This is a genomic window from Planosporangium thailandense (genome assembly GCF_011947195.1).
GTDB lineage: Bacteria > Actinomycetota > Actinomycetes > Mycobacteriales > Micromonosporaceae > Planosporangium > Planosporangium thailandense.
This window is the reverse complement of sequence record NZ_JAATVY010000008.1, coordinates 41,876-67,578: the sequence shown is the minus strand read 5'-3', so window position 1 is coordinate 67,578 and position 25,703 is coordinate 41,876. Positions and strand designations below refer to the sequence as shown.

Below are 25,703 nucleotides of genomic sequence, written 5' to 3'. Positions count from 1 at the left end.
CTGCGTTGCCGTCACGGTTGCTGCCTATGCGATGGCGGCTATGTTGCCGTCGTCGAAGTAGATCGCCTGGTGCAGCCTTCCGCCGAGCGCGGCGGCGTAGCGGGCGACCACGTCCTGGCCGGAGATCTTGCCTTGCTCGATCTGGGATACGCGGCCCTTAGTGACGCCCATGTGCTCGGCTACCTGCTGCTGGGTCAGACCTCGGGCGCGGCGCACCTCGGCCAGGCGGTGCCCGACCACGCTGGCGAGCAACTCCTGCTTGCCAGCGTCGACGGCCTTTTCGCCGCCAGCGCGCTCGACCTGTTCGGCGCGGATGTCGTTCCATCGAACGTAACTGCTCATGGCTGCTGGCCTTCCTCCTCGGCGCGTTCCTTCAAATAGGTCTCGTAGCGTTGCTCGGCCAGGGGGATGGCTTCGACGTACCACTGGTTCCACCGTCCGGCCTTGTCCCCGGCGACCAGCAGGATGCTGGCGCGCCACGGGTCGAAGGCGAACAGGATGCGCACGGTGCCGGGGCGTAACTCCTTCAGGTTGGCGATCGACGATCCATGAATCGTGTCGACCAGTGGTCGGCCGAGCCCCGGCCCGGCTTCGGCGAGCAGGTCGATCGCTTGCACGACGCGGGCATGGGTGGCCGGGTCGAGGCTGTCGATCCAATCGCGTACCTCGCTGACGAGGTAGATCTCCCATTCCTCGGTCGCCACGGGTCGAGTATAGCGAATGGTAAACCAGAAGTGTCGGCACGGACCGGGGGGCGCTGATCGGGCGGCGTCGGACTATTGACTGGGTAAAGGATCTTGACGACTTAACCTATTAGCTTGATAGGTTATTGTTCTTCGCGATTCCTCGAAAGGCCGTAGGGTCAGTGGTAGCACCGTCCCAACCGGCTTCACTTGCGGCCAAGGAGGCCCAATGGCGCTGTGGAAGCCTGACCCGAGTTTCTACCCGTCGCCGCGGCAGGCGGTGAGCGCTCCGCCGGAGAAGCTGGCCTACCTCGCGGCCTTCGACCGGTCGGCGCAGCAGCCGGACGCGATCGCGGTCCTCGACGTCGACCCCGACTCCGGCCGGTACGGGCAGGTCGTCGGCTGGACGGACATGCCCTACGTCGGCGACGAACTGCACCACTTCGGCTGGAACGCCTGCAGCAGCGCGCTGTGCCCGTACGCGCCCCATCCGCACGTCGAGCGGCGGTACCTGATCGTGCCCGGCCTGCGCTCGTCGCGCCTCTACGTGATCGACACCAAGTCCGACCCGCGGCAGCCGGAGATCGTGAAGGTCCTCGAGCCCGAGGAGCTGGCCAAGCAGGCGGGCTACTCCCGCCCGCACACCATCCACTGCGGGCCGGAAGGCATCTACGTCTCGGCGCTCGGCGGGGCGGACGGCAACGACGGGCCGGGCGGGATCGCGCTGCTCGACCACAACACGTTCGAGGTGCTCGGCCGGTGGGAGCTGGACCGGGGGCCGCAGTACCTGGCGTACGACTTCTGGTGGCACCTCGGCCACGACACGCTGATCACCAGCGAGTGGGGCACCCCCTCGATGGTCGAGGACGGCCTCGTCGGCGAGCTGCTGCTCGGGCGCAAGTACGGGCACGCCCTGCACTTCTTCGACCTGCGCAAGCGCCGCCACCAGCAGACCGTCGACCTCGGCGACCAGTACCAGATGGCCCTGGAGCTGCGGCCGGCGCACGACCCGACCAAGGAGTACGGGTTCGCCAGCGTGGTCGTCAGCGTCGAGGACCTGTCCGCGTCGATCTGGCTCTGGCACCGCGAGGGCGACCGTTCCGGGTCGCACGGCGCAGCCTCGCGGGCCGGAACGGTCGGGCAGTGGGCCGCCACCAAGGTGATCGACATCCCGGCCGAGCCGGCCGACCCGGCGCTGCTGCCGCCGATCCTGCAGCCGTTCGGCGCGGTCCCGCCGCTGGTCACCGACATCGACCTGACGGTCGACGACAAGACGCTGTACGTGTCGTGCTGGGGGACCGGTGAGCTGCTCCAGTACGACGTGAGCGACCCGTTCAAGCCGGTGAAGACCGGCTCGGTGCGCATCGGTGGCATCGTCGGCCGGGTTCCGCACCCGGCCGCGCCCGACCAGCCGCTGCGGGGCGGCCCGCAGATGGTCGAGCTCAGCCGGGACGGGCGGCGGGTCTACGTCACCAACTCGCTCTACGGCTCCTGGGACGACCAGTTTTACCCGGAGGGCGTCGGCGCCTGGGCGATCAAGCTCGACGCCGACCCGAACGGCGGCATGAGCCTCGACGAGCGCTTCTTCCCCAACGGCGACGACTTCCGGGGCCGGCGGGTGCACCAGGTACGGCTGCAGGGTGGCGACGCCTCCTCCGACTCGTACTGCTACCCGTGACCGGTTGGCAGTGGCTGGCCCTTGCCGGGCTCGGCGCCTTCCACGGGCTCAATCCCGGCATGGGCTGGCTGTTCGCGGTCGCGATCGGCCTGCAGGAGCGCAGCCGGACAGCCCTGCTGCGCGCCCTGCCGCCGATCGCGGCGGGGCACGCGGCGTCGGTACTGGTCGTGGCCGGCCTGGTCGGCGTCTTCCAGTCCGTGCTGGCGACCCGGTTCGTCGCGATCGGCGGCGGCGTCGTCCTGGTCGGATTCGGCCTGTGGCGGGCGCTGTCGAAACGCCATTTCCGGTGGGCCGGCATGCGGCTGTCACCGGTACAGCTGATCTCGTGGTCGTTCCTGATGTCGTCGATCCACGGCGCCGGACTGATGCTGCTGCCGGTGCTCGTCGCCGGCCCCGCCCCGGCCGGAATGGCCGGCATGCACGATCACCTGGCGGCGGCGGGCGCCTCGCTGTGGACCGGGCTTGCCGCCACGGCGGTCCACACCGTCGCGATGGTGGCGGTGGCCGGCGTGATCGCGACGGTCGTGTACGAGGTGGTCGGGCTGAGCATCCTGCGCTCGGCCTGGATCAACCTCGACCGGCTCTGGGCGTACGCCCTGGTCGGCGCCGGCGTGGCCACGGTCGCGGTCGCGGTCTCGTCATGACGGTCAGGCGTACGAGTACCAGGCCGTGTGCGACAGGACGTCCGCCGGGGTGACGTTGTTCCAGGGCGCCATAGCGTCGTGGAGGTCCACCACGTCGGGGGTGCCGCCGACGGGCAGGTACCCCGAACCGGGGTGGGCGCGCTGCCAGTCCGACCACAGCTTGTCGATGTAACAGTGGTGCAGCCAGAAGACCGGGTCGTTGGGTGACATTCCGGTCTGCATGTTGCCGCCGACCCAGACGTGCACCCGGTTGTGCAGATTCGGGCCGCGCCAGCCCTCCACGCTGTTGCGGAAGCCGGTCGCGGCGCGGCTGTTCCACGGCGCCGCGTCATAGGTCGCGATCGCCAGTACGCTCCTGACGTCGGCGGCGGTGGGCAGCACGTCACCGCTCCCGCCGAGCTGACGACGCAGGTAGGGGCGGCTGTCCGCCCGTACGGTCAGCGTCCAGTTGCCGGAGCCGTAGGCGAACGGCCCCGTGGTGACCTGCCCGTCACCGGCGCGGCCGTCGCCGCCCATGAAGTCCGGCGCCCACACCGACGACGTGGCGCTACGGTCGACGGTCCAGTCCCAGTACGGCAGGGTCACCGCCGGGTTGACCGCCTGCAGCGCCTGCTCGAACTCCAGCAGGAACCGCCGGTGCCACGGCAGGAACGACGGTGAGCGGTGGCCGACGCGGACGCTGTCGTCGGTGTCGCTGGTGATGAAGTGATTGTGGGTCTGCACGAACCGGTCGTAGTGACCGTTGCGTTTGAGTTCGAGGATCGCGTTGACGAAGTCGCGCTTCTCGGCTGCGGTCAGGTCGCGCTGGTTCTTGCGGGTGCCCATGCTGTGGGTGTCCCTCCGATGTGGGGAGTGAGTGGGAGACGGGGCCTCAGGCGCGGATCGGGAGAAGTTGGGCGCCGTTCAGGTCGTCGACGGCGGCGCGGGCCACGTCGGTCAGGGTCCGGAAGGACTTGTAGTGGTTGACGACGCTGGTGTAGGAGCCGTCCGCGTTCACCATGACGTGCAGTTCGGCTTCGTCGATGCGGACGAACGGGGCGGCGGCCAGCGGTACGCCGAGCGCCGTGCGTCGGTCGTGGTGGTGGCTGGCGCCACTGACACCGCATTCGATCCGCCGTCCCCGGTAGACCTCCTCGAAGGTTTCGTCAGCGGTGGAGTGGTTGTGGTCCTGCGGTGCGGCCTGGGAGCGGGTCGCGGTGACCAGTTGGGTGCCACCGGCGACTCCGGTCACGGCGACCACGCCGGTCGCCGCCAGTTTCAACAGATCCCGGCGCCTGATGTCCGCCACGGTGCGTTCCTTTCGTGGATCGTCGGGGGTGGGTTCATCGCGCTGCGATGGCCACGGTCGGATAACCGACCTGTGCTCGGCGCCGACGGTTGATAGGAAAAAGCCTTAATGGGCCGAACAATCAAAGGTCCGCCGACGTCTGGGCGAAGGTATCAATGGTCATCGCTATCGGCAACCGTTGATGTCGGCCTCATTTCGGCGCACCGTGGCCCAGCGGTGAAGGCCGGAACCCTTGCCGCGTCAGCGGTCGTGGAGCGCGATCTGTCGGGGCTGCTCAGTCGCCGTTAAAGATCGATAGACGACAATCAGTGCGGCGATCCTGCGGGTTCGCGCAAGGGGAGTCGATCGCGGTGAGAGTGGCGCACCTCATGCGCAGAAGTGCCAGTGCTGGCCGGGGTATGCGGCCCGGCGCTGCGGCGGCGTGGCAAGGGTGACGACGCGGCGACAGTGACGGTGACGGCGTGGCAACGGTGACGACGCGGCGGCGTGGCGGCGGTGACGACGTGGCGATCCGCCGCCGGTGGGTCTACAGACCGCGCCGGCGGCGGATCGCGATGCCGATCATCCCCACGCCCACGAAGATCACCGACAGGATGCACAGCGCTTTGAACAGCACGCCGATCAGGATAGGCGGCTTCAGAACGCCCGACGGTACTGCTGCGGCCACCCCGGCTCCGCGCCCAGCTTCATGGCGGCACGGCGCGGCCAGTACGGGTCGCGCAGCAGCTCGCGGCCGAGCAGCACCAGGTCGGCGTGGCCCTCGGCGAGGATCTCCTCGGCCTGCTCGGGCTCGGTGATGATCCCGACGGCGGCGGTGGGGACGTCCGCTCCCGCCCGTACCCGCGACGCGAACGGCACCTGGTAACCCGGCCCAACCGGGATGCTGGCCTGCGGCACCACACCGCCGGTGGAGCAGTCGATCAGATCGGCCCCGGCCGCCTTCAGCTCGCGGGCCAGTACCACGCTGTCCTCGACGGTCCATCCTCCGTCGACCCAGTCGGTGGCCGAGATCCGGACCAGCACCGGCACGTCCGGGCCGACTACTGCCCGTACCGCCTCGGTCACCTCGACCGTCAACCGCATCCGGTTGGCGAGGCTGCCGCCGTACTCGTCGGTCCGGTCGTTGGACAGCGGCGACAGGAACTCGTGCAGCAGGTAGCCGTGCGCGGCATGGACCTCGACGGCGCGAAAGCCGGCGTCGAGGGCCCGCTGGGCCCCGGCCGCGAACGCCTCGATCACCTCGGCGATGCCGGCGGCGTCCAGGGCGCGGGGGATGCGGTACGTGAGCGTGAACGGAGTCGGCGTGGGCCCGACCGGCTCCCAGCCGCCTTCCGCGTCGGGTACGCCGCCGCGCTCGAGCGCGAACGGCGAGTAGGTCGAGGCCTTGAAGCCGGCGTGCGCGAGCTGCATGGCCGGTACGGCGCCCTGGGCGCTGAGGAACGCGGCGATCGGCCGCCAGGCGTCCACGTGCCGCCCCGACCAGATCCCGGTGTCCTGCGGCGAGATGCGGCCCTCGGTGGTCACCGCCGTGGCTTCGGTCACGATCAGGCCGGCGCCGCCGACGGCCCGGGAGCCGAGGTGTGTGGCGTGCCACGGCGTGGGTAGACCGTCGTCGCCCGCGCTGTACTGGCACATCGGTGACATGCCGACGCGGTTCGGCAGCGTGACCGCTCGCAGTGTGAGCGGTTCGAACAGCAGGCTCATCCAGTCAATCCGTTCAGGTGGTGAGGTAATCCCTATCTAACTCATAGGGAAAGTGGGGTATCGTGTCGGGCATGCGAGCTTCTCACGCCTCGCCCGGCTGGCACCGCGCCGCCGGTGGCCTCACGCGCTGTCGCTAGTCCCCGCCGTCCGGCGCGTCCGGACGTCATCGGCAGTTTCGCGTACCCATCCAGGCCGACCTCTTCCCACGAGAGAGCAACCATGCCCGTCACTTTTACCCGTGGCCGCGACATTCACTCAGTGAAAAGCCTCGCAGCCCTGGCCCGCCGCTACGCCCAGGACCCGGCGCGCTGGCCTCTCGCGCCGCAGTTCGACGCCGAGTCCCGCTGGTACGCCCGGCTCGGCAGCGACCCGACCCATGAGGTCTGGCTGCTGACCTGGCTCCCCGGCCAATCCACCGACCTGCACGATCACGGCGGCTCGGCTGGCGCGTTCCACGTCGTCCGCGGAGCGCTCACCGAGCAGGTGGTTCGCCCGGGGGAGCCCGGGCCGGTCGTACCCCGGGAGGCCACCCTGCACCGCGGCGCGACGCGCGCCTTCGGCTCGCGGCACGTGCACCGGATCGTCAACACCGGCACCGAGCCGGCCGTCAGCCTGCACGTCTACGCCCCGGCGCTCGGTGAGATGACCAGGTACCGCCTCGACGGCGGGGTGTTGCGGGTCGCGGTCGTCGAGAAGGCCGGGGTCGACTGGTGACCGGCCGGCGCACGATCGACCAGATTCTCGCCGCTGCCCGGGCCCGCCTGGACCGGCTGAGCCCGCAGGCTGCGTACCTCGCGCAGCGTGACGGCGCCGTCCTCGTCGACATCCGGCCGGTCGCGCAGCGCGTCGCCGGCGGCCAGATCCCGCACGCGCTCGTGGTCGAGCGCAACGTGCTCGAATGGCGCTTCGACCCGGCAAGCGACGCCCGGCTGCCGATCGCCGACCGCTACGACCTGCCCGTGATCGTGTACTGCGAGGAGGGCTACACCTCGTCGCTGGCCGCGGCCGCGCTGCAGGACCTGGGCCTGTTCCGGGCCACCGACCTCATCGGCGGGATCAGCGCCTGGCGCGCGGCCGGCCTGCCCGTCGAGCCAGCAGTGGAGCAGAACGCATGACCCGGCGATGTCGTCGGCACTCCGCCCACCCGACGCCTCCACGTTCCCACGACCGAACCCGAGGAGACCCGTGACCATCGCTGTGGAACCCTCCACGCTCGTCGTCAGCGTCCAGATCACGGTCGCGCGCGACACCCCGGCGGCCGAGCAGGCGTTCGCGCTCGCCGACCGGCTGCACGCACTCGCCCTGGACGGCGCGGACGCCCCGCGCGTGTCCACCACCGTCGCGGTCGTCGACGAACCGGTCGTCGACGTACCGGTCGTCGACGTACCGGACTCGGAGGTCTTTGACCTGGCACCCGCGATCCTGCCCGGTCCGGTGCCGCAGCTCGTACTGTTCGCCGACCGCCGGGTCGCGCTCCTCGACGGGCGGCTCCTGCACCTGACCAGGCTCGAGTACGACCTGCTGTGCTACCTCGCGGACAACGCCGGTCGCGTGCTCACCCGCGGGCAACTGCTCCGGCAGGTCTGGGGGTACGCGGTGGCAAGCGGTGGTCGTACCGTCGACGTCCACGTCCGCCGCCTGCGGGTCAAGCTCGGCGGCCGGGGCCCGGTCATCAGCACCGTCCGGGGAATCGGCTACCGGCTGGACCGCGCCGCGCGGGTCGCCGTGATCCGTGGCCCAGCACGGGAACTCTCATGATCCTGGAGACTTCGGGGGGCTATGGGCCCCCAGATCCTTCAGGATCATGAGTTGGCTACGTCGGCGTGGCCCAGTTGCCGGTGCTGATCCGCCACGCCGCGGTCGGCGGACGTGACCTCGGCGCCCGGTACCACTCGAACAGCAGCCAGCCGACGCCGACGACCGCCACCACGATCAGCCCGGCCCAGTCGAGGAAGGTCATCAGCCGGACCTGGGTCTCGGTCGGCTGCGGGAGGTAGCCGCGCGCCAGCAGGTTGTACTGCCACGCCGTCCCCGTCCACAGCAGGGTGAGGATCATCGCGATCTGGTGCATCGAGTCCCACAGGGCGTGCAGGAGCGACACTCCGAGGTACGCCACGAAGAGGCGGCCCGACAGCAGGAAGTGCTCCCGGGTGCTGGGGGAGAACAGCACACCACCCAGGATCGCCGTCCACAGACCGTGTCCGACCGGCGAGAGCAGCCCGCGCAGCAGCTCCGTCTCGACCAGCTGCATCAGCGACAGGCCGTGCTCGGTGAACAGCGCGGTGAACGCGTAACCGGCCGACTCGAAGGCGGCGAACCCGAAGCCGACCGAGGCCCCGAGGATCATCCCGTCGCGCACCGACTTGACGTGCAGTCGCCGGGTCAGCCAGGCCAGCGCGACCAGCTTGACGCCTTCCTCGATGAGGCCGACGCCGAAGAACAGCCCGGGCGAGGGGTGCAGCAGGTACTGCTCCAGCAGGGAAGCGGCCAGGACACCGAGCACCCCACCGGTGATGAACGTGTTGAGGATCAGTTCAGCGTTGATCTCGCCGGTGTCGCGCCGTTCGAAGGCCCACGCCACGAACGTGACCGGTACGAGGAAGCTACCGAGCAGCACGAGCGTCGGGACCAGGTTGGGGTTGCCGGTCACGAACGTCACCGCCACGGTGAGCACCCACAGCAGCAGCCCGGAGGTGAAGATCCGCAGCCACGCTCGGCGCTGGACCCGCCGGGGAGTACCCACCGTCGTCATGCCCGCCTCCCGTGGTCATCGATACCCGACTCGATCTACCCCGGTGGGGCGGGGGTCAACCCGGTGCCCGGCACATCGGGGTGGAAACACGTTCACCGGCTGACTCGTTCACCGGCTGACCAGCGCCTCCAGCGGGCCGCGCAGGAAGTACAGCGTGAACAGGACCGCCACCAGGTACAGCAGCGGATGCACCTGCCGGCCCTTGCCGCCGACGAGCTTCAACACGGTGTACGAGATGACTCCCGCGCCGATGCCGGTGGAGATCGAGTAGGTGAACGGCATCAGCACGATCGTCAGGAACGACGGGACCGCGATCTCGTAGTCGCTCCAGTCGATGCCCCGGACCGCCGTCATCATCAGGAAGCCGACCACGACGAGGGCGGTGGACGCGGCCTCGAACGGCACGATCGTCACCAGCGGCGAGAGGAACATCGCCAGCAGGAACAGCCCGCCGGTGACCAGGTTGGCGACCCCGGTACGGGCGCCTTCGGCGACCCCCGCCGCGCTCTCGACGAACGAGGTGACGCTGGACGCGCTGACCGCGCCGCCGGCCGCCGCCGCGACCCCGTCCACGAAGAGGATCTGTCCGGCCCTGGGCGGAGCGCCGGTCTCGCGGAGCATGCCGCCTTCCTGGGCGACCGCCACCATCGTGCCCATCGTGTCGAAGAAGTCCGTCAGGATCAGGGTGAACGCGAACATCAGCGCCACCAGCCAGCCGACCCGCGGCCAGGCGCCGAGCACGTCGAAGCGGCCGACCAGCGAGAGGTCGGGTACGTCGACCGGCCGTCTGGGCAGCGTCGGCACGGTGAGGCTCCAGCCCTTCGGGTTCGGCACGCCGTTCACCACCGGCGGACCCGGTCTGGCCAGCGTCTCCACGATGATCGCGAGAACGGTGGAGCCGGCGATGCCGAGCAGGATCGCGCCCCGGACCCGGCGGACCAGCAGCACCATCGTCAGCAGCAGGCCCACGACGAACACGAGCGCCGGCCAGCTCGCGAGCGTGCCGCCGAGGCCGAGGCTCAGCGGAGGCGAGCCGGTATGGCCGTGGACGAACCCGGCGTCGACGAAGCCGATCAGCGCCAGGAACAGCCCGATGCCGACGCCGATGGCGGTCTTCAACTGGGTGGGCACCGACCGGAAGATCGCCGTACGCAGGCCGGTGAGCACGAGAACCGAGATGACCAGGCCCTCGATCACCACCAGACCCATCGCGTCGGCCCAGGTCATCTGTGGTGCGATCTCGTACGCCACGATCGCGTTGATGCCCAGGCCGGGCGCGAGTGCCAGGGGGAAGCGGCCCAGCACGCCCATGAGGATCGTCGTGGCCCCTGCCACGAGCGCGGTCGCGGCCGCCAGCGCCCGCACCGCGAGCCTGCTGCCGCCGGCGTCTGCGGCCGAGCCCAGGATCAGCGGGTTGAGGACCACGATGTACGCCATCGTGAAGAACGTGGCGAGGCCGCCCCGCACCTCCCGCCCGATCGTCGAACCGCGCGCGCTGATCTCGAAGAACCGGTCGAAGCGGTTGGGAGGCGGGCTGGCCGGCCAGGGGCCGGGCTGCGAAACCCGCAGCATCGTTCCAGGCTAGCTGGCCGGTAACCACCATGATCCTGAAGGATTCTCCGGGTACCGGCACGGAAAATCCTTCAGGATCATGCAGGAGGCGTCAGAGCACCCCGGCGGCGGCGCGCAGCGCCAGCCCGAGACCGACGATCGTCACCAGACCCGCGGTCAGGGTGGATGTCGCCGCGGGCACCCGGGCCAGGAACGGCGACAGCCGCCGGACCAGTCGCGGCCAGCGGGCCGTGGCCGTGACGCGGCGCGAGACGAACAGCAGGAGCAGGCCGGCTCCGGTCAGCGCGGCGGCCATGCCCAGCCCGTACCCGACGACGAGCAGGATCCCGAAACCGGCGCGGCCCAGGCCGATCGCGCCGAGGAGGACGACGAGGGCCGACGGGCTCGGTACGAGGCCGCCGGCGAGCCCGATGCCCGCCAGCCCGAGCTTCCCCACGCGGGTCGAGCCGCCGTGGTCGTGGTCGTGATGCGAGTGGTCGCCATGCGAGTGGGGGTGGCCGTGAGGCGAGTGGTCGCCATGCGAGTGGGAGTGGCCGTGACCGTGATGCGAGTGGGAGTGGCCGTGATGGGAGTGGCCGTGACCACCCCGGCGGCGGAGCGCGCCCACCAGCATGCCGACGCCGACCGCGGTCACCAGGATGCCGCTGGCCAGGCCGAGGTAGCCGAGTAGGCGGTCGCCGGCCAGCGCGCTCGACGCGCTCAACAGCGCGCCGATCACCAGGACCGCGCCCGTGTGGGTCAGCGTGACGGTGGCGCCGACGACCATCGCGTCGCGTACGCGGCCGCGCTCTCCCGCCAGGTAGGCGGCCATCACCGTCTTGCCGTGCCCGGGCAGCGCCGCGTGGCCGGCCCCCAGCAGCACCGCCGCGAGGACCGCCAGGATCCCCACCACCGGCGTGATCCGCCGCCCGGCGGCCACCTGCTGCAGCCGCCGGTCCGCGGCGTTCATCCACCGGGTCACCGGGTCGGACCCGGCGACGGCGGCGGCCGGTCGGACCCCCGAGCCGCGGGCGTCCGCGCCGCTGCCCGCCGGCTGGGTCCGCAGCGAGGCGGTACGTACGTCCAGCCGCGAGGAGAGCAGATCGGCCGGGTACGACCGGAGCTGGTCGCTGACGCTGCGCGCCGGCAGCGGGGAGTCGACCAGTCGTACCCCGTCGCCGACGGCGGTCATCTCCCGCCAGCCGACCCGGTCGGTGCGCCACCGGTTGGTGACCGTGACGCCCGCCCCCGCGCCGAGCTTCGCCGGGCCGGTGAGCGTACAGGTCAGCCGGCTCGTCTGCAGACCGCCCGCGCCCGGCGCGTACTCGAACGCCGGCCCGGTCACCGTCCACTCCAGACGCTTGCCCGCCGCCTGGACCTCGAAGCCGCCGGCCAGCTCGCGGCAGGTCTTCGCCGCGTACGCGGCCCGTTCGGCCTCGTCGGCCTGGCCGTCGTGGTTGGCGTCGACGTCCGCGCGCTCCTGCAGCGTGGGGATCTCGGCGGTGTCGACGACCGCGGTGACCTCGATCCGGTCCGGTCGCAGGGTCAGCCCCTCGTACTGGTTGACCGAGAAGTTGCCGAGCGGGTGGGCGTCGGCACGGCCCGACGGGAAGGCGAGAACGCCGAACACACCTGCCAGCAGGACGAGCACGAGGCGCTTCACGGCGTCGCCCCCAGGTCGGCGAGTGCCTTGCGCGCCGCGGGCGCGTCGACCGGCGAGAAGTTCGGGTTGGTCCGCAGCGCCCGGGTCAGGTCGGCGCGGGCCGCGTCCCGCTGGCCGAGGGCCAGCTCGATCATGCCGAGGTGGTAGGCGTACCCGGCGGCGCGCGCCCCCGTCGCGGCGACCCGCTGCGCGTACACCGACGCTTCGGCGTCCTTGCCCGCGATGTGCAGCGCCCAGGCGAGGGTGTCGGCGACGTCCACGTGCTGGCGGCGCGCCCACTCGTCGCGGGCGGCGGCGACCGCGTCGGTCGGCCGGCCGGTCGCCAGGGCGATCGCTGCCGTGGCCAGCCCGTCGACGCCCCCGTTGGCGGTGAACAGGCTCTGCGCGGCGTCGGCGAGGCGTACCTGCTCGTCGGCCTGGGAGCCACGGCCGTTGGCGCGCAGCAGGTCCGCGTACTCGAGCAGGTCCGCCGGTGTCGGGGTGCGCCGGGTGAGTTCGGCGTAGTCGGCGAGCGCGCCGTCGGTACGGCCGGTCGCCGCCTCGGTCCGGGCCCGGCCCCGCCGCGCGGTGACCGACTCCGGGTCGGCGGCCAGCGCCGCCGCGTACTCGCGCGCGGCCCGGGCCACGTCGCCGACCTGCCAGGCGAGGTCGCCGAGTTGGCTGTGGCAGAACGCCAGGTCGTACGGGTCGACCGCGTCGTCGGCGGCCCGCTGCATCAGGTCGGCCGCGTCGTCGGTGCGGCCCCGCAGCTCCAGGTCGTACGAGGCGCGCGTGTAGGCCGCGAGGCCGGGGCGCAGGTCGAGCATGTGCTGTACCGCGTCGGTGGCTCCGGTCGCGTCGCCGAGCTGGGTGAGCGCGTCGGTGAGCACCCCGTACGCGTCGGAGCTGGCGGGGTTGACCGCGAGGGCGGCACGCGCCTGGTCGCGGGCCGTTGCGAAGTCGTGGCGGGCGTTGGCGAGCGCGCCGAGCGCGATGAGGGCGTCGGCGTTGTCGTCCGGGTGGCGGGCCAGCGACTCGCGGGCCGCCCCTTCGGCCTTGGGGTAGTACGTGGGGTCGGCGCTCACCCGGGCCTTCTCCAGGTACGCGGCGCTGAGCGCGGCCCAGGCGTGCCAGTCGCCGGGGACGGCGCGCAGCCGCTGCTGCTGTCGGGTGATGGTCGTGGCGAGGAGGTCGGCCGGCCGGGCCACGGTCGCGTCGTGCCCGGTCTGGGCGGCGCCGTGACCGGACCCGGCTTTCGGGCCGAAGACGACGCCCCCGGCGAGGATCAGCGCCAGCGCCATCAGTCCGACCAGTGCGACGGAGCCCGCCAGCGGCATGGACCGGGCCAGGGCGAGAGACGCCGCCAGCGGCCGGCGGGCCAGGGTGAGGGACACCGCCAGCCGCCGGCGGGCCAGGGCCGCCAGCGGCCGGCGGGTCAGGGCGAGAGACGCCGCCAGCCGCTGGCGGATCAGCGGTCGTCGCATGTCACCGGGTGTCGGACCGTGGGATGTCCGGGGGTGGCGCACCCGTGGGTGGAGCGCCGGTGGCGGTGACCGCGACGGCCGCGGGCTCGTTGCGGCGGCGCCGGACCGACACGCGGTACCGGTTGGCCATGAAGCCGGCGAGCGCCACGAAGGCCGCCAGCGCGCCGACGGTCAGCGGAGCGGCGCCGCCGTACCCGCTGGTGAGGCTGCTGAAGAAGCTCTTCTTCTCCGGGTTGACCGAGGCGCCGTGGCTGTTGACCGAGACGGTGTTCGGCTGGGCGATGTACGGGAACGCGTGCTCGAAGCCGCGGTCGTTGGCGTTGACCTTGTCGCCGTCCTTGAGCGCGTCGACGAGCTTGCCGCTCTGCGCCGCGCCCTCCATCGCCTGGAGGGCGATGTCGATGACGTCGTCGGTCAGCCGGCGGCCGTTGGGGAAGCCCTGGAGGTCACCGCCGAGCACGCCGAGCCGGTTGGGGCTCTTGGCCGGTGCGACCGACATGTTGAGCCGCAGCTCCTCCGAGGCGACGAACTTGTTGGCGTTGACGTCGGTGTTGTTGAGCTGGGAGTTGAGGTCGGCCTTGATCGGGCCGCCGGCCTTGGTGGTGATGCCGGTCAGGAAGATCTCGGCCAGGTCCTGGCGCGGCCCCGGCGGCGCCGGGATCTTGTAGATGCCCTGGATGAGCTTGGGGATCTCGGGGTAGAGGACGCGGTCGATGACCTCCTTGATCTTCGCGTCCTTGTCCGGGGACAGCGAGTTGAAGGCGTCCTTCAGGCCGGCCGGCATGACGACCTCGTTGACCAGCGGGTTGCCCAGCCGCGAGACCTGGACCTGGTCGTTGTCGCGGTTGGCGCGGTAGCCGTCGGCGCCCTTGTCGCGGTTGGCGTTCTTGTCCTGGTAGCGGCTGCCGGCGTCGTACCGGTTCGGGTTGTTGTTGTCCTTGCCGCCGGGCTGCCAGCCCCGGTCGGCCGCGCCGTTGCCGGCGGCCGGGCTGTTGTTACCGGCGAAGCCGTTGATGCTCACCCGGGAGCGCTCGGCGGTCGCCCACGCCCCGATGATCGGGTTGCGGGCGGCGTCGCCCTTGAGCGCGAGGCTGCTGCGGGGTACCTGCAGCGCGATCGTGTTCACGTTGTAGCCGGCGAGGGTGTCCTGCCCGACCTCGCTGAGGTTTCCGCCGTAGAGCAGGTCGAACACCCGCAGGTCGGCGAAGAACGGGTCGTCGGCCTGGCCGGCGAAGGCCTTCACACCGGCGCTGAGCGAGATCGCCGCCTGGTCACGCAGCTTCTTGTAGTCGGGCATGGACGCCTGTCCCACCCGCGACGGGGCGACCGGCGCGTCCTTGACCAGGGTCTTCCAGGAGCCGCCGTAGCTCCACTTCTCGAGCGTGTACACCTGCCGGAACAGCAGGTTCTTGTCGTCGATCGAGCTGACCACGCCGTCGTTGTAGAGGAACGTGTTGTTGCCGCGCTTGTCGATGTTCTTGAAGGTCCAGCGGAACTTCACGTCCGCGACCGCGTCGCCGTCGTTGTCGACGTTCACGATGTACGACGCGTCCGTGGCGAAGGGGTAGAAGTTCGGGCCGCCGTTGGGCTCCTGGAACGGTATCCAGTTCGAGATGAACGTCACGGTGTCCGGCTTGTCCGGGCTGACGAAGGCGTAGAAGTCCGTGTTGTCGATCGCGGGGTCCGCGGCCGTCAGGGGCGCCTCCCGGTGGCTGGACGCGGCGGCGGACCCTGGTCCGAGTCCGTACAAGGATGCCGCGCAGAGCAGGCCGACAACCGCCGCGGCGGCACGTCGTCGTCGGGTCCACCGGCCGCGTTCGGCGGCTGCCGGGGTGGCTGGGATGGGTTTCATCGCTGTCCCTTCCGATCAAGCTGTCGATATCCGCGAGACCACCCACTGGTACGGCGGATCCGCGCGTGCGGTTCGATCGATGGCTGTCGCGATGTGGCGGGACGGCTCCGGCGGTGAGGTTTGCCGGTTGTCACGAACGGCCCCTGCCGAGTCGAGCCGCGTGACAAAGGGTGCGAGCATGAGCGATGTGTCAGTATCGGATCGTCTGCGGGTGTCCCGCTATCTCGGGCTGTTCGGCGCGGTGGTGCTGGCGGTCGCCGCCTATCTCGGGGGCGCGCTGCCCGACAGCGATCTGCGCACCAACATCCCGCGGATACTGGCTCGGCCACTCGGCCCGTACAGCCTGGCGGCGTGGCTGGTCGGCACCGCGCTGATGGTCGCCGCCTGGCTGCTGGCCGGCCGGGCCGGCCACCTCACCCCCCGCTGGGTGTTCACCACCGCCGCGATCTGGGCGCTGCCGTTCGCGCTGGCGCCCCCGATGGGCAGCCGTGACGTGTACGCGTACGCCTGCCAGGGCGCGGTGTACGACGGTGGGCTCGACCCGTACCAGTTCGGCGCGTCGGCGCTGCCCTGCCCCTGGCTCAACACGATGTCGTACGTCTGGCGCAGCACACCCGCGCCGTACGGCCCGGCGTCGCTGGCGATCACCGGCGGGGCGGTACGGGTGGCGGCCGGCAACCTCTGGGTTGCGATCCTGCTGCTGCGGCTCGCCGCTATCGCCGGGGTATGTCTGACCGCCGTGTTCGTGCGCCGCCTGGCCGCGGCGTGCGGCGTGGACGAGGGCCGGGCGACCTGGCTCGCGCTGGCCAGCCCGATCATCGGGGTCAACCTGGTCTCGGCCGCCCACAACGACGGCCTGATGGTCGGGCTCTGCCTGGCCGGGCTGTTCTTCGCGGTCCGCCGGCGGCCGCTGGCCAGCGGCGTGCTGCTCGGCCTCGCGGTGGCGGTCAAGGCCACCGCCGGCGTCGCACTGCCGTTCGCCGTGCTCGCGGTGGTGCGCCCGGACCGGTCGCTGCGCCGGCTGCTCCCCGCGACGGCGTGGGTCGTGGCCGGTGGCGCCGTCGCCTACGGCGCCGCCTCGCTCGCCACCGGCCTGGGCTTCGGCTGGATCTCGGCGCTCAAGTACAGCAGCCAGACCGTGCAGTGGACCTCGCTGCCCACCGGGGTCGGCATGGCGGTCGGGTACATCGGTCAACTGTTCGGCGCCACCGCGCACCTCACGCACCAGACGGTCGGCGCCGCCCGCAACGTCGGCATGGCCGTCCTGGCGGTGGCGCTCGTCGCGATCTGGTGGCGGGCGCGTGGCCACGACGCCCGGCGGACCGTCGGGTACGCGGGCGTGGCGCTGGTCGCCGTCACGGCGCTGTCGCCCGTCTTCTTCCCCTGGTACTGGATGCTTCCCATCGCGGTGCTCGCGGCGGCCGGGTTCCCGGGGCGCTGGCCGATCGCCGTCACCGCCGTGGCGGCGTTCCTGGTGCTGCCCGACGGCTACAGCATCGCGCGGCCCACGGCTGCGCCCGGCTCGCTGGCCGTGCTCGCGGCCACGATCGGCGCGCTCGGGTGGGCGGCGTGGCGGTACCTGCCCCACCGGGCGCCCGTACCGGCCGGCGCGCCGACCTCCGGCGCCCCGTTCGGCGCGGACCTGCCCCAGGGTGATCTGGAGCCCACGGACGGCCGGTAGGGGCGGGCGTCGCCGGCCTCGGGGTCGTCGCCGGCCCGGCGGGCGTCAGTCGCGCCCGCCGGGCCGGTGTCCGGTTGTCCCGCACCCACCTCCGCTGCGTCAGTCCTGTCGCAGTAGGTCCTCCCGCAGCCGGTCGAGGGTCCGGCTGAGCAGGCGCGACACGTGCATCTGGGAGATACCCAGATCACGGGCGATCTCAGCCTGGGTCATGTTGCCGTAGAAACGCAGGCTGAGGATCTTCTGCTCGCGGTGCGGCAGCTTGGCCAGCAGCGGGTGCAGCGCTTCGCGGAACTCGACCGCGTCCAGCCCGTCGTCCTCCTGCCCCAGCCAGTCGGCCGGGGTCATCGCGTCCTCGCCGGGGTGCGTCGGCGCGTACAGCGAACTGGCCCGGTACCCACTGGCCGCGACCATCGCCTCCACCACCGGCTCCTCGTCGATGTCGAGGTGGTCGGCGACGTCCCGGACGGTGGGCGAGCGGCCCAGCCGCTGGGTCAGCGACTCGCGCGCCTGGTTGATCTCCAGCCGCAGCTCCTGCAGCCGGCGCGGCACCCGTACGCTCCAGCCACGGTCGCGGAAGTGCCGCTTGAGCTCACCCACGATCGTCGGGGTCGCGTAGCTGGCGAAATCCGTCGTGTGGCTCGGGTCGAACCGGTCGACCGCCTTGAGTAGCCCGACCGCCGCGACCTGGTTGAGGTCGGCGGCCGACTCGCCCAGGCCGTGGAAGCGCCGGGCGAGCCGCTCGGCATAGGGCAGGCAGGCCTCCACCACGCGCTGTCGCAGCTCGCGGCGGTGCGGGTCGTCAGCCGGAAGTTGGCTGATCGTCCACAGCAGGGTGTTGATCTCGTCACCCCACAGGCCCTGCCACTGGTGCCGGTCGGTCCCCAGATGCTCGACGTTGTCGGCGCGCTCGGCCGACAGCGGCAGTTCGAGCGGGGGATCGTACGCGGCCAGCGCCTTGGCTGAGCCGGTGATCTCCAGTACCTCGAGCGCGAGCCCCTGCGCGCCCTGTACGCGCAGCGTGCCGCCGCGCTCCTGGAGCTGTTCCTGTACACGCAGCATCACACCGACTGCGCTGGCGTCGATCAACCGAACTCCAGCAAGGTCGACGACGACCTGGTCGGCGCCGGCATCAAGCTGCTCGAACAACACCAGCCTCAGGCGCACCGAGGCGGCGAAGTCGAGCACGCCGGTGATCTTGACTAGATGTATCGAGTCGAAACGCCAGACTTCGACGTGTGCGGTTTCGGCCATGAGCGGCCCCCATCGTCGCGGAGAGACCCCACGTCCTTTCCAAGTCTATGGCGGCTGAAACCTAACTTGGTCCACAACATTTTCCCTGGTTGTGGCCCGTTACCGTCGGTTGCTGCCCGGTAACTGTAGGGTGGCCCAGACCACCTTGCCATTTTCGGTCGGCGTGCTTCCCCAGCCCGCCGCGAGCGCCTCCACGATCTTCAGACCGCGCCCGTCCGTCCCCAGATCGTCGTCGGAGCCGCCCAGCCGGGGCGCCGCACGGCAGTCGTCGCGTACCGACAGATGCAGGTAGCGCTGGCGCAGCGAGACCGTGAGCTCCATCTGCGTGCCGGCGTGCCGCAGGGCGTTGGCCACGAGCTCGGTCGTCACGATCTGGGCCCGGTCCGTGACGGTGTCCACCTTCCAACCCGCGCACGCGCGCCTGACCAGGGTGCGCGCCTTGCCCAGCGACCGCGGCACCGGCTTGAGGACCTGGCTGGCCCGCCGGCGCGGCAGACCGCCGGCCCGGCTGGCGAGCGCCTGCTCGACCGTGGGGTAGATCGGAACCGAGCGGCAGACGGCCATCCGCTCCAGCGCGGCCGACAACTGCGGCCCCGGAGCGCCGAGTACGAGCGACGCGCCGGGCCACGCCGCGGCGTGGCTCGCCATGGACGGCAGAACAGAAAGTACGATGTCGTCATCGGTGTCCAGCGTCGACACGTCAACCACGATCAGCTCGGGCTGGCTGGCCAGGCACTGGAGCAGCGTCGCGCGGACGGCGGGGGCGGTCTCGACCGTCAGCGTTCCGGCGAGGCGCACCAGTGCGACGGGAGACTGCCGCTCGACGCGGCAGGACAGGTCCGGGCCGGGCCCGCCGGCCTCCTTCCGCCTCGTCCGAAACGTTCGCGGTAGCACGGTCTCTCCTTATGGCCGCGGATCTTTCGCGAGCTCTATCGGCAGCGCGACTACCCCGTCCGCGCTTCGGTAACCATCGTCGTTGCGTGTGTGCGCATATCCGGGTCGACGCCGGGTAGCGGGACCAGCCGTAAGTGCACGGAAGGCAGCCCGATGGGACACATCACGAGGCGCGGCGTGCTGGTCGGTGGCGTCACGCTCGGCGGGCTGGCCGTCGGCGGGTGCGCCACCGAGCGCCTTCCCTTCGGCCAGGACCCGGACGGCCCGGAGCAGGGACCCCGCACGGCCGCACCGGGACAGGGCGGGGAGGGCATCGTCGCCACCGTCGACCAGGTACCCGTCGGTGGGGGTCAGGTTCTGGACAACCACGAGATCGTGGTGACCCAGCCGACCGCCGGCAATTTCAAGTGCTTCCGCGCGGTCTGCACCCACCAGGGCTGCCTGGTCAACAGGGTGGCCGACGGCAGGATCGACTGCCCCTGCCACGGCAGCCAGTTCTCCATCGCCAACGGCTCGGTCCTGCGCGGCCCGGCCACCAGGCCGCTGGAGCCGAGGGCGATCACGATCCAGAACGACCAGGTCAGGCTGTTGGATTGAGAGCCCGCGCGTGACGACGACAGGTGCCCAGGCCGCGCCGGCCGCCGGTGCGCCGGGCGGTTCGTCGGCGTGGGCGCCGCTGCGGCACACGTGGTTCCGCCGGTTGTGGCTGGCCCAGCTGGCGTCGAGCATGGGCGGCTGGATGCAGACGGTCGCCGCCCAGTGGCTGATGCTCACCCTGACCAGGGCCGCGCTGCCCGTCGCGCTGGTGCAGACGGCGCTGAGCCTGCCGGTGGTTATCTTCGGCCTGCCGGCCGGCGCGCTGGGCGACGTCATGGACCGCCGCCGGCTGCTGGTCACCGCGCAGGCCGTCATGCTGGTGGTCGCGGCGGGACTGGCGGCACTCACCTTCATCGGACTGATGTCGCCCTGGCTGCTGCTGGCGTTCACGTTCCTCATCGGCGCCGGTGGGGCGCTCATGGCGCCCACCTGGATGGCCATCCAGCCCGGGCTGGTCGCGCGCGAGGAGATCCCGCAGGCGACCGCGGTGAACGCGGTCAACATCAACCTCTCCCGGGCGGTCGGCCCGGCGATCGGCGGCGTGGTGGTGGCCGGAGCGGGTCCGGCGGCGGCGTTCGGCGTCAACGCCGCGTCGTTCCTCGGCGTCCTGTTCACCCTCATCCGCTGGCCGCACCGGCCCGAACCGCGGGTGCTCGGCGCCGAGCCGTTCCTGGCGGCGATGCGCACCGGGATGAACTACGTCCGCTACTCGCCGCCGGTGCAGGCCGTGCTCGTCCGGGTCTCGGCGTTCCTGGTCTTCGCGGTGGCGCTGTGGGCGCTGCTGCCGATCGTCGCGGCCCGTCAGCTGCACCTCGGCTCCGCCGGGTACGGGATGCTGCTCGGGCTGATCGGGGTTGGCGCGGTGATCGGCACCGCGTTCCTGACCGAGGCACGGGACCGGTTCGGGCTGGAGGCGGTAGTCCGGGCCTGCACCGTCACGTTCGGCCTCGGCACCGGGGTCGTGGCGGCCAGCCGTCTGCTGTGGCCGGTCGTGGTCGTGCTTCCGTTCGTGGGCGCGGCCTGGGTCGGCGGCATGTCGTCGATGAGCGCGGCCGCGCAGACGTCGCTGCCGAGCTGGGTGCGGGCCCGTGCGATGGCCGTGTACCTGCTGGTCTTCCAGGGCACCCAGGCGCTGGGCAGCGTGCTGTGGGGCGCGTTCGCGCAGCACTACGGGGTGGCGCTCGCGTTGGGCATCGCCGCCCTGGGCGTCGTGCTCGGCCCGCTCGCCGGGGTGAGCTACCAGCTGCGGCTCGGCGCCCACTACGAGCGGGACATCGTCGATGTCTGGCCCGAGCCGATCATGGCCCCGCGCGAGGGCCACGACAGCGGCCCGGTGCTGGTGATCCGGGAGTACAAGGTCGAGCCACCGGACGTCGAGAAGTTCGAGGACGCCATGCGGATGGTACGGGACAGCCGGCGCCGGTTCGGCGCGCACCGCTGGAACCTCTACCACGACGCGGCCGACCCCACCAGGTACGTCGAGACGTTCACCACGGACAACTGGCAGGAGCACCTGCGCATGCACGGCGAGCGCATGACCAAGGCCGATCAGTTGATCGAGGACCAGGCGCTGCGGTACGTCCACGGCGAGCCCCGGACCATGCACTTCATCTCGGCCGAGTAGTTAGGCCGAGTAGGTAGGAACCGCACCGCGGAGGAGAAAGGACAGCTATGACGTGGATCGGGGCGGCGGCGCCTTACGGCCAGCGCCGGCTGGCCGGCCTGGACCGGCACCTGACCGAGGCGGCGGGCGATCTGTTCGCCCACGACGACCGGCTGCGCGGGATCGCCGTCGACGTGCGGTTCGACGGCGGCGTCGCGCACCTGACCGGAGACGTGTCCGACAACAAGGACCTGCTGCTGGTACGCCGGCTCATCGGCCGCCTCGACGGCGTACTCGCCGTCTGGTCGCGGGTACGGGTCGGCGGGCGGGATCCGGTCGTGCTGGACATCGGCTGCGGCGGCGTCAAGCAGTACCCCGGGAACGTCGGCGTCGACCTGCTGCCGGCGTCCGGAGTGGACGTCCTGGCGGATCTCGCGTACGGGCTGCCGTTCGCCGACCGGTCCGTCGACGTCATCTTCGCGGTCCACGTGCTCGAGCACCTGATCGACTTCCTGGCGCTGATCGACGAGTGTCACCGGGTGCTGCGCCCGGACGGCGTGCTGCACGTGCTCAGCCCGTGGTGGCGGCATGTGAACGCGGTCGCCGACCCGACGCACGTACGGCTGCTCGACCTCCAGACGATCAAAGGGATCTGCCGGCGTCCCGGGAGCCCGCTGCGCTGGTACCCGCTGCACGCCGGCTGTGACGGCGCCAGCGTCTTCGCCGACCTGACCCCGCTGGGCGAGCACGACCACGGCCCGGACGACGCTCACCTCGCGCGCTTCTTCGACTGATCGCCCTCCCGCTCCGGGGCCGGACTGTCGGGGTCTCCGGTCTCGCCGTACCACGCGGCCAGCCGGCCGGCCCGGGCCACCGCCCGCAGCCGGCGTTCGGCCGCCGCCCGCTTCGCGGTCGTCGCGACCACGAGGAGCTGGTCACCGGTGACCAGCCGGGTGGTCGGCTGCGGTACGAAGGCGTTGCCGTCACGTACCACCAGGGTGACCGCGCAGGGCTCCGGCAGGCGCAGCTCGAAGATCTCCACCCCGTGCAGGCGCGAGCCGGGATCGATGGTCAGCTCGATCAGCTCGGCGTCGATCATGTCCAGCGGCGCGGCCGAGACGCGCAGCTCCCGTCCCGCGACGGCCGGCACCAGCCGCAGTCGCCGCGCGAGCGCGGGCAGGGCCGGCGCCTGCAGCACGATGAAGACGACGACCACGACGAAGACCAGGTTGAGCAGCGGCCGGCCACCCGGTACGCGGGCGACGATCGGGATGGTCGCCAGCACGATCGGCACCGCTCCGCGCAGGCCCGCCAGCGACAGGAACGCCTGCTCGCGCAGCGGCACCCGGAACGGCGTCAGGCACAGCAGTACCGCGAGCGGGCGCGCGACCAGCACCAGGACGATCCCGACGACGAGCGCGGGCAGCACGCTCGCTCTCAGCTCGTGCGGGGTGGCGAGCAGGCCGAGCATGATGAACAGACTGATCTGGGCGATCCAGCCCAGCCCCTCGGCCACCGCCCGGGTGGTCCGCCGGTGCGGCAGCCCGGCGTTGCCGAGGATCAGCGAGGCGACGTACGCGGCGAGGAAGCCGCTGGCGTGCGCCACCCCGGCCGTCGCGAACCCCAGGATTCCGGTGGCCACCATCGCCAGCGAGTGCAGTCCCGCGGTGACCAGCGACAACCGGCGCAGCAGCCACACCCCGGCGGTGCCGACGGCCAGCCCGATCAGAGTGCCCGCCGCCAGTTCGTACACCAGGTCGCCCAGCAGCCGGGGCGCGGAATCGAGACGCAGGGTCGCGGTGCTCAGCGCGACGACGAGGATCACCGACGGCGCGTCGTTGAGGCCGGACTCGGCCTCCAACAGGCCGGTCAGGCGCCGGGGAAGCGGCAGCGCGCGCAACACCGAGAACACCGCCGCCGCGTCGGTGGACGACACGATCGCGCCGAGCAGCAGCGCCAACCGCCACGGCGCGTGCAGCACGACGTGCGCGGCCACGGCCACCACGGCCACGCTGATCAGCACGCCGACGGTCGCCAGGATCGCGGCCGGCACGAGTACCGGCCGGATGACCGGCAGCTCGGTGCTCAGCCCGCCTTCCACCAGGATCACGGCGAGCGCCGCGGTGCCGAGCGCCTCGGCCGCGCCGGCGTTGTCGAAGCGCAGGCCCAGCCCGTCCGCGCCGAGCAGCAGGCCCACGCCCAGGAACGCCAGCAGCACCGGCAGGCCGACCCGGTAGGCCAGCCGCGCGGCGGCGACGCTCACCAGCAGGACAACGGCTCCGGCGAACAGCAGGACGTACACCTGGTGCAGGTTCATCGTCCGCAATCCTCGCCCGGATCGCGGCTTCAGAAGGGCGCCGACACCAGCTTCTCGTCGTCGAATGTCACGACCTCGACCGCGGTGACGTCCTCGGCGGCGACCAGAGCCGCCCCGTCGAGCGAGGTGCCGCCCGGAGCCGACGCCAGCCAGCTGCCGGCGACGACCGGACCGCCGGCGCGCGCCACGACCACCAACCGGCAGCGCGTTCCGGGCGCGACGCCGTCGACGACCGCGTGGACGCGCACCCAGCCGGCCGCCGGGGTCACGGCCGCGTTGATCGTCGCGCCGCTCTTCGCGTCTGTGGTGGCGGCGACCCGTACACCGGAGGCGGGCGGCCTGGTACCCGGCGCCGCCTCCCCGGGCGCCGTGCTTCCCTGCGCCGGCTCCGTCCCTCCCGGCGCCCAGGCCCGGCCGGCCACGAGCCCGGCGCCGGCCGCCAGCGTCACCACGAGCACGAGACCGGCCGCGGCGAGCACTGTGCGCTGCCGCTGGCCCCGCGTACGGGCGGCGCGCACGATCCACAAGGTACGCCGCAGCAGCAGCTCCCCGCCGTCCGGCGGGCCCTCCAGGAAGGCCTCCGTGGGCACCTCGGCCAGCCGGCCCGTCGTTGCCGTCAGGGCGGCCAGTTCGCGGCGGCACCCGGCGCACGACGCGAGGTGGGCGTCGAGCGTGCGCGCCTCGCTCTGGTCGAGCCGGCCCAGCGCGTACGCGCCGAGCAGGTCGTGCGGGTGCGGATCGGGAGGGCTCACCGGTCCTCCACCTCCCCGCCTGCGGCGTCGAGTACGGAGCGCATGGCCCGCAGGGCGTAGTAGGTGCGCGACTTGACGGTGCCCGGCGGAACTCCGAGCACCTGGGCGGCTTCCGACACCGACCGGCCCCGGTAGTACAGCTCCACCAGCACCTGCCGGTGGTCCGCCGACAGCTGCTGCAGCGCGTCCAGGACGACCATGGAGTCGACGATCGCGTCGGCGTGGTCGCCGGCGACCGGTCCGGTCGTGGGCGACTCGGCGACCTCGGTCGGTCGGGCGGCCCTGGCGCGGGCCCGGTCGGTGACGATGTTGCGGGCGACCGTGAGCAGCCAGCCGCGTACCGACCCCTTCTGGTTGACGATGGTCGCGGAGTGCTTCCAGGCCCGCAGCAGCGTCTCCTGCATGACGTCCTCGGCGCTCGCCCGGTCGCCGGTGAGCCGGGTGGCGTACGCCAGCAGGCTGCGCCCGTGCTCCTCGTAGAGCGTCCGGACGAGGGCCTCGCCGCTGGCTTTCGAGCCGTCCACCGGTACCGGCGGCGGCGCCGTCCGTTGTGAAGGAATCGGCGCCACGGCCGGGAGTGGCGCGGCGGGCGGGGGAGGCGTCTCCGGCGCGGTCGGCCGGGCAAGCTCGTCAAGTGCTGCTTTCATCGCGTCATCCACCCGGCGTCGCTCAGTACCCGGTCCCGCCGGTGTCGCCGGCGGCACCGGTATCAGCCGACCCGCCGCCGTCAGCGGGGGCGCTACCGCCCGGCGCGGGGGCGCTACCGCCCGGCGCGGGCGCCGTCCCGGCGGCCTTCTTGCCCTGTGGAGTGGCCGCGTACCAGGTGTTGCCCACGCCCTGGCCCTTGGCGTCTCCCGCGGCGGCGTCCTTGGCGTACCGGTAGAGCGGCCAGCCGCCGAGCGTGAGCTGGACCGAGCCGTCCTTACGGGCGATCGTGCCGACCAGGGTCTGGTCGACGCCTTCGAGGTGGATCCGGGTCTCGGTGGTGGTCAGCGGCGGCCAGGTCTGCGCGCACTGTCCGTCGCAGTTGGAGGTCGGCGGGTTGGACGAGTCCTTGTCGAACCGGTACAGGGTCATCCCGTCGCGGTCGGTGACGACGCTGCCCAGCCCGTCGACGTTCTTCGCGATCAGGCTGAGGGCGGGCGCCTGCCCGGAGGTGGTCGACCGGGTCCGGGCCGACGACGTGGTCGACAGCCCGAGGCGGGCGCAGCCGGAGGTGAGGGCGAGGATCAGGGCCGAGGTGGTCAGCAGCGCGCCGCCACGGGTACGGAGGCGGATCATCGTGAACCTCCCGGATGAGCGGCGGGCCGTCTGCCCGACCGTCGACATC

At 71.8% G+C, this 25,703-nt stretch carries 25 protein-coding genes; 9 read left to right on the top strand and 16 right to left on the bottom strand.

Annotation, left to right across the window (positions count from 1 at the left end):
- Positions 1 to 24: 24 nt before the first annotated feature.
- Positions 25 to 342 carry a helix-turn-helix domain-containing protein gene (locus tag HC031_RS13890; protein WP_167925703.1) on the bottom strand — a complete coding sequence of 106 codons (318 nt, stop codon included), beginning with the start codon at positions 340 to 342 and terminating at the stop codon, positions 25 to 27.
- Complete coding sequence (locus tag HC031_RS13885) at positions 339 to 704, bottom strand: type II toxin-antitoxin system RelE/ParE family toxin (protein WP_167925702.1); 366 nt, start codon at positions 702 to 704, stop codon at positions 339 to 341. The genes HC031_RS13890 and HC031_RS13885 overlap by 4 nt, the downstream gene beginning before the upstream one ends.
- A 208-nt stretch (positions 705 to 912) precedes the next feature.
- Between HC031_RS13885 and HC031_RS13880 the strand changes: the two genes are divergently transcribed.
- Both HC031_RS13880 and HC031_RS13875 read left to right on the top strand, forming a co-directional pair.
- Entirely contained in the window at positions 913 to 2,361 is a 1,449-nt protein-coding gene (locus HC031_RS13880; RefSeq protein ID WP_167925701.1) for a selenium-binding family protein, read from the top strand.
- Positions 2,358 to 3,005, top strand: a complete 648-nt coding sequence (locus HC031_RS13875) for a hypothetical protein (protein WP_167925700.1) — start codon at positions 2,358 to 2,360, stop codon at positions 3,003 to 3,005. Before HC031_RS13880 ends, HC031_RS13875 begins: the two co-directional genes overlap by 4 nt.
- Before the next feature lie 3 nt (positions 3,006 to 3,008).
- On the opposite strand, the gene melC2 is transcribed toward HC031_RS13875, so the two are convergent.
- From melC2 to HC031_RS13860, 3 genes are all read right to left on the bottom strand, one after another.
- Positions 3,009 to 3,830, bottom strand: coding sequence for a tyrosinase MelC2 (gene melC2, locus HC031_RS13870; RefSeq protein ID WP_167925699.1), 822 nt, complete (start codon positions 3,828 to 3,830; stop codon positions 3,009 to 3,011).
- Positions 3,831 to 3,876: 46 nt separating this feature from the next.
- A complete protein-coding gene (locus tag HC031_RS13865; protein WP_167925698.1) occupies positions 3,877 to 4,293 on the bottom strand; it encodes a tyrosinase family oxidase copper chaperone in 417 nt (138 codons plus the stop codon).
- Positions 4,294 to 4,929: 636 nt separating this feature from the next.
- Positions 4,930 to 5,997 (bottom strand): NADH:flavin oxidoreductase/NADH oxidase, encoded by a 1,068-nt coding sequence (locus tag HC031_RS13860; RefSeq protein WP_167925697.1) that lies wholly within the window; start codon positions 5,995 to 5,997, stop codon positions 4,930 to 4,932.
- Positions 5,998 to 6,255: 258 nt separating this feature from the next.
- Here HC031_RS13860 and HC031_RS13855 point away from each other — a divergent pair, with 258 nt between their 5' ends.
- From HC031_RS13855 to HC031_RS13845, 3 genes are all read left to right on the top strand, one after another.
- On the top strand, positions 6,256 to 6,711 hold the full coding sequence (locus HC031_RS13855) for a cysteine dioxygenase (RefSeq protein WP_338090648.1): 456 nt from the start codon (positions 6,256 to 6,258) through the stop codon (positions 6,709 to 6,711).
- On the top strand, positions 6,708 to 7,112 hold the full coding sequence (locus HC031_RS13850) for a rhodanese-like domain-containing protein (protein ID WP_338090647.1): 405 nt from the start codon (positions 6,708 to 6,710) through the stop codon (positions 7,110 to 7,112). Before HC031_RS13855 ends, HC031_RS13850 begins: the two co-directional genes overlap by 4 nt.
- Before the next feature lie 70 nt (positions 7,113 to 7,182).
- Positions 7,183 to 7,755: a winged helix-turn-helix domain-containing protein gene (locus HC031_RS13845; protein ID WP_338090646.1), complete on the top strand. Its 573-nt coding sequence runs from the start codon at positions 7,183 to 7,185 to the stop codon at positions 7,753 to 7,755.
- Positions 7,756 to 7,810: 55 nt separating this feature from the next.
- Here HC031_RS13845 and HC031_RS13840 read toward each other — a convergent pair whose 3' ends face one another.
- The 5 genes from HC031_RS13840 to HC031_RS33085 all read right to left on the bottom strand — a co-directional run bounded on the left by HC031_RS13840 (position 7,811) and on the right by HC031_RS33085 (position 15,278).
- On the bottom strand, positions 7,811 to 8,749 hold the full coding sequence (locus tag HC031_RS13840) for a PrsW family intramembrane metalloprotease (protein ID WP_167925694.1): 939 nt from the start codon (positions 8,747 to 8,749) through the stop codon (positions 7,811 to 7,813).
- Between the two features lie 108 nt (positions 8,750 to 8,857).
- The gene (locus HC031_RS13835) at positions 8,858 to 10,321 is read right to left on the bottom strand and encodes an NCS2 family permease (RefSeq protein ID WP_167925693.1); all 1,464 of its coding nucleotides are present in this window, start codon (positions 10,319 to 10,321) and stop codon (positions 8,858 to 8,860) included.
- A gap of 91 nt (positions 10,322 to 10,412) precedes the next feature.
- Complete coding sequence (locus HC031_RS13830; RefSeq protein WP_205862715.1) at positions 10,413 to 11,963, bottom strand: hypothetical protein; 1,551 nt, start codon at positions 11,961 to 11,963, stop codon at positions 10,413 to 10,415.
- Complete coding sequence (locus tag HC031_RS13825; protein WP_167925692.1) at positions 11,960 to 13,426, bottom strand: tetratricopeptide repeat protein; 1,467 nt, start codon at positions 13,424 to 13,426, stop codon at positions 11,960 to 11,962. The genes HC031_RS13830 and HC031_RS13825 overlap by 4 nt, the downstream gene beginning before the upstream one ends.
- Before the next feature lies 1 nt (position 13,427).
- On the bottom strand, positions 13,428 to 15,278 hold the full coding sequence (locus HC031_RS33085) for a DUF4331 domain-containing protein (RefSeq protein ID WP_240942483.1): 1,851 nt from the start codon (positions 15,276 to 15,278) through the stop codon (positions 13,428 to 13,430).
- 178 nt (positions 15,279 to 15,456) lie between these two features.
- Here HC031_RS33085 and mptB point away from each other — a divergent pair, with 178 nt between their 5' ends.
- Complete coding sequence (mptB, locus tag HC031_RS13815; protein ID WP_167925691.1) at positions 15,457 to 16,959, top strand: polyprenol phosphomannose-dependent alpha 1,6 mannosyltransferase MptB; 1,503 nt, start codon at positions 15,457 to 15,459, stop codon at positions 16,957 to 16,959.
- A gap of 99 nt (positions 16,960 to 17,058) precedes the next feature.
- Here the strand turns inward: mptB and HC031_RS13810 are convergent, their stop codons facing one another.
- Together HC031_RS13810 and HC031_RS13805 are read right to left on the bottom strand one after the other, a co-directional pair.
- Positions 17,059 to 18,210, bottom strand: coding sequence for a SigB/SigF/SigG family RNA polymerase sigma factor (locus HC031_RS13810; protein WP_240942482.1), 1,152 nt, complete (start codon positions 18,208 to 18,210; stop codon positions 17,059 to 17,061).
- 99 nt (positions 18,211 to 18,309) lie between these two features.
- Positions 18,310 to 19,104 carry an STAS domain-containing protein gene (locus HC031_RS13805; protein WP_167925690.1) on the bottom strand — a complete coding sequence of 265 codons (795 nt, stop codon included), beginning with the start codon at positions 19,102 to 19,104 and terminating at the stop codon, positions 18,310 to 18,312.
- 153 nt (positions 19,105 to 19,257) lie between these two features.
- Between HC031_RS13805 and HC031_RS13800 the strand changes: the two genes are divergently transcribed.
- From HC031_RS13800 to HC031_RS13790, 3 genes are read left to right on the top strand one after another with little or no spacing between them, the layout of a single operon-like run.
- Positions 19,258 to 19,701 carry a Rieske (2Fe-2S) protein gene (locus HC031_RS13800; RefSeq protein ID WP_167925689.1) on the top strand — a complete coding sequence of 148 codons (444 nt, stop codon included), beginning with the start codon at positions 19,258 to 19,260 and terminating at the stop codon, positions 19,699 to 19,701.
- Positions 19,702 to 19,711: 10 nt separating this feature from the next.
- On the top strand, positions 19,712 to 21,325 hold the full coding sequence (locus tag HC031_RS13795; RefSeq protein ID WP_167925688.1) for an MFS transporter: 1,614 nt from the start codon (positions 19,712 to 19,714) through the stop codon (positions 21,323 to 21,325).
- A 47-nt stretch (positions 21,326 to 21,372) separates the two neighbouring features.
- Entirely contained in the window at positions 21,373 to 22,098 is a 726-nt protein-coding gene (locus HC031_RS13790; protein ID WP_167925687.1) for a methyltransferase domain-containing protein, read from the top strand.
- Here the strand turns inward: HC031_RS13790 and HC031_RS13785 are convergent.
- Genes HC031_RS13785 through HC031_RS13770 form a run of 4 tightly spaced genes read right to left on the bottom strand, consistent with a single transcriptional unit; the run spans position 22,074 to position 25,654 of the window.
- Positions 22,074 to 23,621, bottom strand: coding sequence for a potassium/proton antiporter (locus HC031_RS13785; protein ID WP_167925686.1), 1,548 nt, complete (start codon positions 23,619 to 23,621; stop codon positions 22,074 to 22,076). The two genes, HC031_RS13790 and HC031_RS13785, sit on opposite strands and share 25 nt — an antisense overlap.
- 29 nt (positions 23,622 to 23,650) lie before the next feature.
- Positions 23,651 to 24,373 (bottom strand): zf-HC2 domain-containing protein, encoded by a 723-nt coding sequence (locus HC031_RS13780; protein WP_205862714.1) that lies wholly within the window; start codon positions 24,371 to 24,373, stop codon positions 23,651 to 23,653.
- A complete protein-coding gene (locus tag HC031_RS13775; protein ID WP_167925685.1) occupies positions 24,370 to 25,020 on the bottom strand; it encodes a sigma-70 family RNA polymerase sigma factor in 651 nt (216 codons plus the stop codon). The genes HC031_RS13780 and HC031_RS13775 overlap by 4 nt, the downstream gene beginning before the upstream one ends.
- A gap of 22 nt (positions 25,021 to 25,042) precedes the next feature.
- Complete coding sequence (locus HC031_RS13770; RefSeq protein WP_167925684.1) at positions 25,043 to 25,654, bottom strand: hypothetical protein; 612 nt, start codon at positions 25,652 to 25,654, stop codon at positions 25,043 to 25,045.
- Positions 25,655 to 25,703 lie beyond the last annotated feature (49 nt).